The organism is Vibrio sp. Vb339, from assembly GCF_902751245.1.
Lineage (GTDB): Bacteria > Pseudomonadota > Gammaproteobacteria > Enterobacterales > Vibrionaceae > Vibrio > Vibrio coralliirubri.
In genome coordinates this window covers 613626-625422 of sequence record NZ_CADDIS010000001.1, presented here as the reverse complement: position 1 = coordinate 625422, position 11797 = coordinate 613626, and the positions used below count along the sequence as shown (strand labels likewise).

Here is an 11797-nt window from a genome sequence, read left to right as displayed (position 1 = left end):
AGTTTGGTTATGTTCTACAAGCGTCTTTTGGTATTGGCTTTACCGCTTACTTTTGTGTTTTCCACCCATGCTGAAACGTTTGGTGAGCGAATGGCGCGCATCGAACAAGAGAATGTACTGGCGAAAACCATGAGTGAAGAACAAGTTGAATTGATACAAAAAGTCGTACAGACCAACCACTGCGCTAAAGTGGCGTTAACTCATCACCAACGTATTTTGGGCCAATATAAGGTTGAGACGTCTTCTTCTGAGTTATTCGTAAAATGGCGTCAACTCGGTAAGCAGTTAGACGCTCAATACGAGACAGATTACCCCGGCTACCCTAAGCACGCTTTTCAAGAATATCCTGCGGCGTCAGGCAAAGTCGATGGCTACCTTTTTGCTCTAATCGACAATGGTTTAAACGAGCAATCGTGGATCGCCAAAGAGTTTAAGCAGTGTAAAAAGAATAAGCTGATATCCCGAACCTAAGCTCTAGTCTACTCTGGTTCGAGAGTACTCACTCACATTGGCTCTAATAAAGTAAGAAAAAACCTTCATAACCGCCAATTTCTATTTCACTCACATAGTCACCAACGTTACCGTTAGCATCAACAGGTTTCATTGGAACATCCAACGCAATGGTGAGTTTTGACGTTTCATAAAAGCTCGGATTCTTACCGTGGAAATCCGTACGATACAACACACGACCATTGCTAAACTCTCTCGCTAACACCATGTCCTCAGGACCACCAGCAACCACCTGATTTTCAGATTGATACATAAAGTACGTGAACGTCGGTAGAACGTGCGTCATACCGTTGGGCAGATCAGCATGCACCATTTCGTTCATCGAGGCATCGCCAACGACGGTGTAGTCAGCGGGCTGAGGTGTCGTTGTCGAAAGCATCAAAGGAATCGGCGCAAAGCCTTGTGGGATCTGATGACTCGGCTCTCCCAAATCAACGGCCAATAACGAACTTGGTTGGTAGGCGATGTTTTTAGGGACACCTCTTTGCCAGAAAGTGTCAGCCGTCGTATTGCCACTTCCATAGACGTAACCATTGTTCCACTGATTAAAGTAGCTATGTTGAGCGTGTCGATTGAGGTGGTAGATCGCTAGCGTCGAGTATTGGTCTTGCTTCCAATTCTCTTCACTATTTCCAAGATACTGAACTCGCCCATAACGCGTTGTCGCCTGAAAAATAACACTTTGTCCATTATAGGCGAGCGCAGAATTATCCCAGAATTTAGAGATCCCCGAGTAACCACTAAACCCAGTAGACGGAAAAATGTAGTGCTCGCGTAAATATAGAGATCCCGCTTCGCTAAGATGAGACTGTCCATTTCGACCCAGCAAGTTCGCGGTTCCGATATTCAACCCAATCGACGCATCACTTTCTAAAGCTGATAGATTTTTCAGAAACGCTGAAAATTGTTGCTTGTAGAGATCATCCGCTTGATTCGAACCCGCAACAGCTCCTAACTCTTGAACATGCCCGCCAGAGTGAACATAGAACTGATTCGCACCAATAAGCTTATTTGTGTCGTCGTTGTACGCACCATTCAAACCTTGGCTTGCCCAGCTTTGCTTGTAGTAGCGATGAATAGCAGATAGATAATCCGCGTTTGCGACGTTCGTTAGCGACCAAGATGAGTTAGCGCTCCACATTCGACCAAATGGCACCACTCTTGATTCCCAACGAAAACGCGCTGTCGCGTTCCTATTAGTTCGATTTCGATACTCGCTTGGCGACAAGTAGTTATCGCCATCTAGGTCTGCAGACACATCAAAACCGCGGATTTTTCGCCATTGGCTGATAGCATTGCCGTCTAGCGTTGTAGTCGGAGCGTCGGTTAATTTGACGGTTGGAAAACTGTTCTTGAGTTTGACTTCTTTTAAACGCGGCCTGTCGCCGGCGTTCTCACTTTGCCAACGAACTCTTACAACGTATAAGCGCCCACCATCTCTCAAAAAGGTGGAGCCAAAATACTGGCCGCCGCCATAACTCGCACCACTGCCATCATGAGTCGTGGCTCTTACCCAGTTATCCGGAAGGTTCCAGATCACCGATTGGTTTTTGGTCATATTGAGCGTTTTGTCTTTCTTTACGTCGAGCCTTTCCCACTGTGAAACCCTTCCCTGAGAATCAATAGCTGTTGGATATTCAATCCAAAATTCTCCGCTGCCAGCAAACTGTGAGAACTTAAAGGTCAGCCGTTCGAACTGCTCAGCATGATAGACATACAAAGCCCCACCCTGTTCGAAATTCTCAAACACATCGGCATCCCACGGAGGCTCTTGATACAGCCAAAAGCCAGCATGGTCTTCACTGGCTGTATAACCCAAGATCATAGGTTTTCGGTTTAAAAGGGTCTTTTCGCCGTGAGTTTTATCAACTTCGGCAATGACAGTATCTTCAGAAAAGTGCAGGAAATAGTCTTCGAAATTGAGGCCTTCTAACTCAGCTTGGTTACGGAGATCGTTCTCCAACCAACCCGAGTTCATCGCCATGACTTGGTTGTACATATAACCAATTGTCGTAGCCCGCTCATTGTCGGCTTTGTCGGCATAAGCTCCGAACACAATATCACTGTTGGAAATTTCCCAATCAATGACGGCATTCGCAGATAGTGGGGAGCCCGAAAGATCGACACCCGCTTCATGTTGCCCTGGCAGCACAACTGCTGTACCAACAGCAAAAGCGTAGCCAGCGATTAAACATGACGGTATGAGTGCGAGCAGCCCAGAAATGTAGGTTTTCATGATTCAAATTTCCTAATCGATACTGTCATGCCTTAAATCGCAAGACGAAAAGTCAGCCAACTTACGTGTCAATTTAGGAATCAAAATACGAAAAAAGTATCGACTACATGGCAGCATTGTTCAAGTGCTCGTCTGTCTTGTTTCATCGGTGGCAAGTAAAACGAGCAAATGCCGATTCAAAATCAATCCATTAAGGAAAAGATAAATTTTTATGATTTTAATTTTATTTGGAAACCAAGTTTATCCGGCTAACGAGAAATCAGCTCAGATTTTCTCAAAATGAGAATAATACGGTTTGGAAGATGGGAAGTTATCAGAGCCTAGAACTCAGAGCATGACTTGGATTTGCTGTATCGAATCTCAGTTTGAGCGCCACAATGTTGAAACTCAATTTGGATAGGCTGTCTAAACAAGAACGATGACAACGCTCCTTAAAGCCTCTTGTTCCACTTCCCTTGATGGTCACGGTCGCAGTTTTCTTGCGTATCGTAGCTCACATACTTATCGATATTCTTCAGTTGAATTCCAACTTGATTGAACGCTTGTTGGATAGCCCCTGAGACACTTTGCTTGCCTTCGCCACTTAAGAAGTTCGTTCTATCCTGATTGGTATCGAATACACAGACAATTTTCAAACTTTGCGGAAAAGAGGAGAAGTTGACCGAGTGAATCACCCACAAAAAACCATCGAAGCCTTTCAGCGTGTCTTCACAAACGTCAGTTAACACGTCTCTGATTTGATTCTCGATTTTCTTATCTGATTTACGCATGCGGCAAAGGTCCTATTTAACACCTTAAAAAATAAGGTTTTTCGGTCAGTTTAGTACTACCTGATATTGGACACTGTGGCGGTTTCAAATGCAAAGTATTTATTGGGGAGAGTCGACTGGAAGATATAGGAAAACACCTCATGTTTGATAGCTTACGAGGCGATCAAACATGAGGCGAATATAGAATTTACGAAGATGTTAGCTCGCCGCTTGTTCCCAATCAGTCAGTAACTTCATGATCACGCGAGAGTCTTGGTGGGTTGCCATTGGCGCAGCAAGTTGTGTGTCACCTCGCTCGACTGCTTGGCGGATATTACGCACTTGATAATGGAAGCCATCGCCTTGCGCTTCAACTTTCACTTCACGTGTCGACGTCTCATAGATCTCTACCGTAAACGTATTTTCTGCAGTCGGTAACCAAGGGTTAGTATCTAGCGTAATACAGCCTTTGCTGCCTAGGATCGTGAAGCCATGCTTTAAGCCGTGATCTTCAGCAGTATGGATTTGCGCGGTAAAACGGTCATTGAAACGCATCATCGCCGACGATTCACAGATATTGCCATCTTCGCCTCGTCGACCGATTGCTGATATCTGCACACCATCGAACACACTCTCGCCAAATTGCTGCTGCGCGACAGAGTGAATCAGCGACATTGGGTAGCAGCCAAGGTTGTACAACGCGCCTTTACTTGCAGGGTTCACGAACTGATCAATCGCCGCAACGTAGGAACCTTGAATTGAGCGCACTCCGCCAATCTCACCTGTCGCTAATTCCTGATGAAGTTTTGCAATCAGTGGATGGTTTAGATACATCAAACCTTCAGCAAAGAATACGCCCGCTCCTTTCACGGCTTGTAAAGCTTGCTCGGTTTTTTCCATATCTACCGACAGAGACTTCTCACACAAGATCGCTTTGCCTTTTTGAGCCGCTTTAATCACATACTCATGATGGACATGGTTTGGCAGAGCAATGTAGATAATGTCGACCGACTCATCTTCAATCAAGGCTTCATAGCTGTTGAAGGTTCGTGTTGGTTGGTATTGGGCAGCAAACTCGTTAAGTGTTTTTTCAGTACGACCAGCAACGGCATACAACTCGCTTTGAGCATCGCCTTTAATCGCATCCGCCATTACGCCTGAGATAAAGCTAGTTCCTAGGATTCCCCATTTCATGTCTTAGATCTCCTGCTCTTGTGTTTTGATAGGCCCACGCTGTGTTTCAAATGCTTGCACTAATTCCGTAATATCACGCTCAATAAACGCTTGGGTATGAGGCATACCAAAGTGCTGATTAATCGCTTCACGGTTTGCGTATTGCTCAAGCAAGATCACACGATCGCTTTGGTTTTTATCATAAGTTGCAATTGCTTGTAGACAGCCCGGCTCGCTTTGCATGTCTAAACAAAACTGTTCGATAGCTTCGATCGCAGCAGCTCGTTCTATGTTGGTTTTGATCTTAAGTTCGGCAGTAACAAGGATGGTTTCATTCGTTTGAGGCATTTCACGCTCTTATTTTAGTTAATTATCGGTTTGCCATTAATATAATTAACCCCTAATAATTGATAAACTCACGTTTTGTTTATTGTTTATCAACCAAGAGTGTTCAATGGATAAGTTAACCAGCATGAAAGTCTTCGTCTACGTAGTGGAACAAGGCAGCTTTCGTAGCGCCGCAAACCACTTCAACCTGTCGGCAACCATGATAAGCAAACATGTCCATTCCTTAGAAGCCAGTTTGAAGTCTCAGCTGATCCACCGTACCACGCGTAAGCAATCGTTAACCGATTCAGGACAACTTTACTATCGTGAGTGTAAGCGAATTCTCGAAGACATCAGCAATGCAGAGAACCTGATTCAAACCTTGGAAAACCAACCGCAAGGCACGGTAAAAATTAACTGCCCAGTTACCTATGGAAACAAGGTGCTTGCTCCTATCGTAGCCAAATTCCTTGCACAACACCCAACCATCAACGTTGAGCTGATGTTGAATAATGACCTTGTCGACCCTTATTCATCCGACATTGACCTGATTGTGCGAATTGGCGACCTGTCCGATTCAAGCTTGGTCGCAAGGTATTTAGGGGATTATGAGATGTGTTATTGCGCCACACCCGCATACCTAAACCAACATGCTGAAATCAGAGTATTGGAAGACTTGGCGCAGCATCCATCGCTTGGGTTCAGTTACAGCAGCCAAGCCCCTCACGCCACACCGAATAAAGAACGTGTGCGCTTGATGTCGAATAATGGGGATGTGTTGCGATATGCCGCTCTACAGGGCGTAGGCGTGTTATTGCAACCGACTATCTTGGTCGCAGAAGAGATTAAACGTGGCGCGCTATTGGAAATCCTACCCGGCATGGCGCCGTTACCAAAGCCGATTCACTTGCTCTACAAAACCAAGCAACTGTCCTTGAAGAACCGAACCTTTGTCGAGTTTTTGTTAGCCGCTCTTTCTGAGTAGCTAAGCGCTTTCTAAACAACAAAGACCGCTAGACTGTTTGCCAATGGCTCATCAAGCGTTTACCAAGATCAAAAGGTGTGGAGTTATGGACGATCATCTCATCACATTGGTTAAACACCATAAAGTGCTTTAGTTCTTCGCATAAAGCGTGAATCAATGACTCATGGGTTTTAACTCTGTCTTCAACAACCAAGTTACGAATATTGAGTAAACGGGTCTTCCTGTCGACCTTGCAATCCATTCGCGCCACCAGCTTACCTTGCCACAGAATCGGTAAACTAAAGTAACCAAACTGGCGCTTGGCCTCAGGCACATAGCACTCTAGGAGGTAGTCAAAGTTGAACAATGATTGCATTCGCTTTCGTTGAATCAGCAGGTTATCAAACGGAGACAGTATCTTAAGCTTGGTTCTGGAAAGAGGTTGATTCAGCAGATCAAAAGCACCTGGCAGGACATAGTAATCAGAGCCTTGAATATCTACTTTCAGAACCTGTTTATCTTCAAGCATCTGTTGGAGTGTTTTCTGAATCAGAGGCTTTGTGTTCTTGAGCAGGTAGCTCATTTCCGACGCTATTCCAACTCCGTTAGCCTCTAAGTAACGTGTTATCAGATGCTCGATGTACTCTTGTTCAGTCGGCTCAGAGGTATCAATTCCGCTCGGCAAAACTCGCTCGGTAAGGTCATAGACCTTATGAAAGTTCACTCGGTTTGGCACCATTAAATCGCCTTGCATGAACAAGGTTTCTAATGCTTGCTTGGCCGGTTTACCGCCCCACCCTCCGGGGTTTGGCCTATCCCCTTCAAAATCTTTCGCCATCAACGGCCCTTCATTCTCAATACGTTTGAGAACATGAGCCATCAGTGCGTCATCCTTTTTATACCAATGCTTGAGCTTACCGCTCGCAAAGCCATTCTTGCGATGTAGGCTGAAACGGTAGTCTCGCATGGGTAAATACGCGGCGGCATGCGACCAATACTCAAACACCTCTCGACGCTCTAACAACTTATCAAGATGGTTAAGTTGGTAGTCTTGATTGCGATTCCACAACGTATGATGGTGGGCTCGCTGAATCACGGAAATGGTATCAATTTGCACATAGCCAAGGTTTTCAATCGCAGACAACGTGTTCGCCAAAGCACACCCATTGCGTTGCTTTTTAGGGGGTAATTTCTTAGGCGGAAGCTTTTGCGAAAGCAATACCAGTTTTTGCGCTTGAGTGAGTGACAACGATTCCATGTAATTCAGACTCTAATTGATACCAATGATTGGCTTATGATTCAGCAATAAGCTCTTGAAGGATCTGCTTGTAGGTTTCTAGTCTGCGCGCCTGTCACAGCACTCTTACGATTGAACACCACAGTAGGAACTGCAGAGATCCCCATGCGTTGCCATTCAAACTCTTGCGCTTCAATTTGCTTCAAGTTGTCGGTGTTCTTTAGGCGCTTCAGTGCCTTCGTTGCATCTAAACCAACAGCTTCAAGCTCTTGTGCGATAACCTCAAGATCAGACAGATCTTTCTGCTCTGAAAAGTGAGCCGTAAAGAAGCGTAGCTTTAACTCAGTCTGTTTACCGTGCGCTAGAGCAAAATCGAGCAGCACATGTAAGTGGCGTGAATTCACCATTCTCATGCTGTCATAGAAATTGAAATCGAACCCAACCGCTTTGCCACGAGCCGCAAGCTGTTCACGTGAACGTTGGCTCTCTTCCGCACTAGAACCGTATTTTCTCATGATATGGTCACGCAGGTTTTCGCCCTCTTGCGGCATGTCAGGGTTAAGCTCAAACGGCTGCCATTCAAGTTCAATCTGGTCTTCTAAACCAAGTTCCGTAACGGCTTGCTCTAAGTTTTTGTAGCCGACCACGCACCAAGGGCACATCACGTCAGAAATAATATCAAGTTGAAGTTTCTTGCTCATCATCATTCCAAATATCGTTGCTAAGGCGTATCCAATTCAAACTGAATACCCATCTTTCTGATTAGACTACAACATGCTGAACACTCGTTCAAATTTAACTCGATGAACCAGTAGCCAACAAAAAAGCCAACTCATATTCACGAGTTGGCTTTGATAAAAATCGGATTGAGCTTAACCGCGTTACGCTAGCAGTTTCTCAAGTACTTGGAATACACCCGCATCGACGTTACTTGGCGCGCTAAAACGAGCGATCTCTTTCAACTTAGGGTGTGCGTTTTCCATCGCGTAAGAGTGGTAGCTCTCTTTAAGCATTTCGTAGTCATTAAGGTAATCACCAAAGCTCATGGTCTGCTCGTAAGTGAAGCCTAATGTGTTTTGTAGATGTTTAATCGCCGCGCCTTTTGACGCCTCAGCGTTCATCACATCCAACCAAATTTTCGCACTCACAACCACTTGGTAGTTCTCACCAAACTTGGCATTAATGCTTGGGTTCACTTTCTCTTGTGAACCGTCGAAGTGACAGATAGCGACCTTGATGAAATCGTCTTCTACCGCCAGTAAGTCTTCTACTTGCTCACGGCGGTGGTAGTACTTAGAGATCTCCGCTAGAGCACGCTCATCTTTGGTTTCGATGTACGCCGATTTCTTACCACATAGCACCACATGCGCGCCTTCAATAGCTCGAGCTTCTTTAATGATCTCTTTGATGGCAACGGTATCAAGCAAGCAACTGTAAAGCTCTTGGCCTTTGTGCATCACCAATGTGCCGTTTTCAGCAACGAACATCATGCGATCTTTTAGCGGAGCAAAGGTTTCCATCAGGCTGTAGTACTGACGACCCGATGCCGCAGCAAAAATAATATTTTGAGCTTCTAGTCGCTCATAAAGATTGAAGAATTCTGGGTCTAACTTTCCGTGTTCATTAAGCAGAGTGCCGTCCATATCAGCAGCGATAAATTTGATGTTCTGTTGTGGCATTTCAGGGCTTACCTATAAGTAAAAATTAAAGTGACAATTAAAGTGACAATTAAAGTGACAATTATGATTTTTCGTTATCTTGTGTAACGGTTCTGCGTTCGATTATATCGTTAGAGTAGTCAATGAATGCAACGCTTTTCGGTCGATTTCTTTGTTTAAATCTAAGATCTTGTTTATGCGCAATAAGGGGGTGAAAACAGATAAGAAAGCGAGTATCAGCTTAACTAAAACGAATAATTTAATATGCCAATTTAGGCCGACTTTTAAATTTCGCGTTGACCAATAAAAGAAATAGGCTTACTATCAATCGTCTTTTAACGATTAGTAGTAAGTGAGTCCACTAAGTATGACTGCAACATGCCAAGCAACAGATAGCTGTTCTCTACCTCTTCCGCCGAGTAATGCTGAAGCAGAAAAAGAGATGGCTGTGTTAGCAAAAGCACTCGCTCATCCAGCGAGAATTCGCATACTTAGTATCTTGTCCGCTTTAGAAAAATCGGGCGGCTGCTTGAACAGTGACCTGGTAAGTGAATTGGGTTTAGCTCAATCAACGGTATCAGAGCACTTAAGAATATTGAAAGCCTCAGGTTTTATTACGGCTGAGTCGATTCCGCCGAAGATGTGTTACCGCATCGACCGCGACAATATTCAACGCTTCGAATCGGTATTTAACAGTATTTTAAAATAGAAGTTCACGCTTGAATGATTGGCTTTGATGGCCTTTACTTTTAAGCGTGTTTTTTTGCCACAACCAATCGTTTTTCGACGATTTACGATATCAACAAAGAGAGATTATCATGAAACCAAAGTTAGGTTTTCTAGATCGCTACTTAACACTGTGGATTTTTATTGCCATGGGCCTTGGTGTATTGCTTGGCACCCTATTCCCACAGATCGAACAGTGGAACGAATCTATGTCTGTTGGTACCACCAACATTCCGCTTGCGATTGGCCTTATCTTAATGATGTACCCACCTCTGGCTAAGGTTAACTACAACCTACTAGGCACCGTGGTAAAAGATAAGAAAGCGATCAAGCTATCTTTGATCATGAACTGGCTTGTTGGTCCAATTCTGATGTTTGTATTGGCACTGACTTTCTTGGGTGACCATCCAGGTTACATGGTCGGCGTAATTCTGATTGGTCTTGCTCGTTGTGTGGCGATGGTTCTGGTTTGGAATGACATCGGCGGCGGTAACAAAGAGTACGGCGCGGCATTGGTCGCTCTAAACAGTGCATTCCAAGTGGTGAGCTACAGCTTTATGGCGTGGTTGTTCATCAGCGTTCTTCCACCAGTATTTGGTTATGAAGGCATGTTGGTTGATATCTCGATGATCGACATTGCACACAGTGTACTTATCTACCTAGGTATCCCATTCTTAGCGGGCTTCCTAAGCCGTAAGATCCTTGTGTCGATGAAAGGCGAGCAGTGGTACAACGACGTGTTTATTCCACGTATCTCTCCAATCACACTGATTGCTCTATTGGCGACTATCGTTCTGATGTTCAGCCTAAAAGGCGAGATGATTGTAGAACTGCCAATGGACGTATTGTTGATTGCGGTTCCACTGACTATCTACTTCACAGCGATGTTCTTCATCAGCTTCTTCATTGGTAAGAAGATGGGTATTGAATACGACAAGAACGCATCAATTGCATTCACAGCGACTGGTAACAACTTCGAGCTAGCGATTGCCGTTGCTATCTCAGTATTCGGTATCAACTCAGACCAAGCGTTTGCCGGTGTTATCGGTCCACTGATTGAAGTACCTGTGTTGATTTACCTAGTGAACGTGGCGCTTAAGATGAAAGACAAGTATTACAACGGACAGACGGTTAAATCTAGCATCTAGCATCTAGCATCTAGCAGCAGATTAGAAAAACTAAAGGCTTACCTTTCGGGGTAAGCCCTTTTTATTTGTCTTTCGTTTATGAAAGATTAGTCGAGCAAGGTTTTTAGGTTATCTTCTAACCACAGTAAGCCCGGCCCTTTCATCGCTTTCTTTGAAATCACCAAATCGACAGGAGGCGACCATGTTTTGTGGTCAAACGAGACGTTAATCTGGTTAAGCTTTCCCTGTTGAATCTCATCTTCCACCAAGTAACTCGGCAAGTACGCCCAGCCCACCGAGCTATGTACGATCATCTCTTTGATTGCGACAAAACTGTTCGCCCACCACACCTTGCCTGCGACCACCGGGAAATGGTCAATCACCTTACCTTTGTTACCTCGTAGAATAAGCTGACGATGAGAAATAAAATCAGGCAACTTGGCAACTGACACTTCAGCTAAAGCATGATCTGGATGACACACGGCAACGAAAGGCAGGTTACCAATAAAGCACGGTTCAGAGTCGGCATGGAAAGCGAGGTCGGTAAACATCAGGCCGATATCTGCGCGGTCTTGTGACACCAGGCGGTTCACATCGGTACTCGCCGCAGCCATTAACTCAACTTCAGTAGCTGGGAATGTTCGGCTGAATTTGTCCAACACCTTAGGTAGTGAAGGAAGCAACAAGGCATCGTCTAAAGCGATACGCAGTAGCCCTTCCTCTTGATTATTGATGGCATTGACTGATGAGTTGAGATCTTCCACCTGCAGAATAATCGCTTTGACCTGCTTGAAGATCTGCTGACCTTGCGCCGTCAGCGTTGGTTTGCGTGTCGAACGATCAAAAAGCTCAACATTAAAATCTATTTCAAGATTACTGATGCCTTGGCTCACCGCCGACTGTACCTTACCCAAATGACGAGCACTGGCAGAAAATGACCCTAATTCAACGGCATACACAAACATTTTCAGTTGTTCAATGTTGTACATTCGGTTTCTCCCAAAACTTACTATCACTATATGTGATGCTAACTATCTTTATATTATCACTTGAGAAGATATTATCTAGCCAAGTCACTAGCCCATCGGCG

11 protein-coding genes and 1 pseudogene are annotated in these 11797 nt (G+C 44.7%); 4 read left to right on the top strand and 8 right to left on the bottom strand.

What is annotated here, in order from left to right:
• The first annotated feature begins 9 nt into the window (after positions 1-9).
• A complete protein-coding gene (locus HRQ85_RS02845) occupies positions 10-471 on the top strand; it encodes a hypothetical protein (protein ID WP_136982427.1) in 462 nt (153 codons plus the stop codon).
• A gap of 43 nt (positions 472-514) precedes the next feature.
• Here the strand turns inward: HRQ85_RS02845 and HRQ85_RS02840 are convergent, their stop codons facing one another.
• From HRQ85_RS02840 to HRQ85_RS02825, 4 genes are all read right to left on the bottom strand, one after another.
• Positions 515-2746 carry a hypothetical protein gene (locus HRQ85_RS02840; protein WP_172378638.1) on the bottom strand — a complete coding sequence of 744 codons (2232 nt, stop codon included), beginning with the start codon at positions 2744-2746 and terminating at the stop codon, positions 515-517.
• A 431-nt stretch (positions 2747-3177) separates the two neighbouring features.
• Positions 3178-3516 carry a Fis family transcriptional regulator gene (locus tag HRQ85_RS02835; RefSeq protein ID WP_172378637.1) on the bottom strand — a complete coding sequence of 113 codons (339 nt, stop codon included), beginning with the start codon at positions 3514-3516 and terminating at the stop codon, positions 3178-3180.
• Positions 3517-3714: 198 nt separating this feature from the next.
• A complete protein-coding gene (locus HRQ85_RS02830) occupies positions 3715-4689 on the bottom strand; it encodes a Gfo/Idh/MocA family protein (protein WP_172378636.1) in 975 nt (324 codons plus the stop codon).
• Positions 4690-4692: 3 nt separating this feature from the next.
• Positions 4693-5016 (bottom strand): putative quinol monooxygenase, encoded by a 324-nt coding sequence (locus HRQ85_RS02825; RefSeq protein ID WP_172378635.1) that lies wholly within the window; start codon positions 5014-5016, stop codon positions 4693-4695.
• A gap of 106 nt (positions 5017-5122) precedes the next feature.
• Here HRQ85_RS02825 and HRQ85_RS02820 point away from each other — a divergent pair, with 106 nt between their 5' ends.
• Positions 5123-5980 (top strand): LysR substrate-binding domain-containing protein, encoded by an 858-nt coding sequence (locus HRQ85_RS02820; protein WP_172378634.1) that lies wholly within the window; start codon positions 5123-5125, stop codon positions 5978-5980.
• A gap of 28 nt (positions 5981-6008) precedes the next feature.
• Here the strand turns inward: HRQ85_RS02820 and HRQ85_RS02815 are convergent, their stop codons facing one another.
• The 3 genes and pseudogenes from HRQ85_RS02815 to HRQ85_RS02805 all read right to left on the bottom strand — a co-directional run bounded on the left by HRQ85_RS02815 (position 6009) and on the right by HRQ85_RS02805 (position 8875).
• Positions 6009-7217, bottom strand: coding sequence for a winged helix-turn-helix domain-containing protein (locus HRQ85_RS02815; protein ID WP_172378633.1), 1209 nt, complete (start codon positions 7215-7217; stop codon positions 6009-6011).
• Between the two features lie 34 nt (positions 7218-7251).
• Positions 7252-7897: pseudogene (locus HRQ85_RS02810) on the bottom strand (DsbA family oxidoreductase).
• A gap of 180 nt (positions 7898-8077) precedes the next feature.
• A complete protein-coding gene (locus HRQ85_RS02805; protein ID WP_172378632.1) occupies positions 8078-8875 on the bottom strand; it encodes a Cof-type HAD-IIB family hydrolase in 798 nt (265 codons plus the stop codon).
• A 346-nt stretch (positions 8876-9221) separates the two neighbouring features.
• Between HRQ85_RS02805 and HRQ85_RS02800 the strand changes: the two genes are divergently transcribed.
• Entirely contained in the window at positions 9222-9563 is a 342-nt protein-coding gene (locus tag HRQ85_RS02800; RefSeq protein WP_172378631.1) for an ArsR/SmtB family transcription factor, read from the top strand.
• 109 nt (positions 9564-9672) lie between these two features.
• Positions 9673-10728, top strand: coding sequence for an ACR3 family arsenite efflux transporter (gene arsB, locus HRQ85_RS02795; RefSeq protein ID WP_172378630.1), 1056 nt, complete (start codon positions 9673-9675; stop codon positions 10726-10728).
• A gap of 86 nt (positions 10729-10814) precedes the next feature.
• On the opposite strand, the gene HRQ85_RS02790 is transcribed toward arsB, so the two are convergent.
• Positions 10815-11696, bottom strand: a complete 882-nt coding sequence (locus HRQ85_RS02790) for a LysR family transcriptional regulator (protein WP_172378629.1) — start codon at positions 11694-11696, stop codon at positions 10815-10817.
• Between the last annotated feature and the right edge of the window lie 101 nt (positions 11697-11797).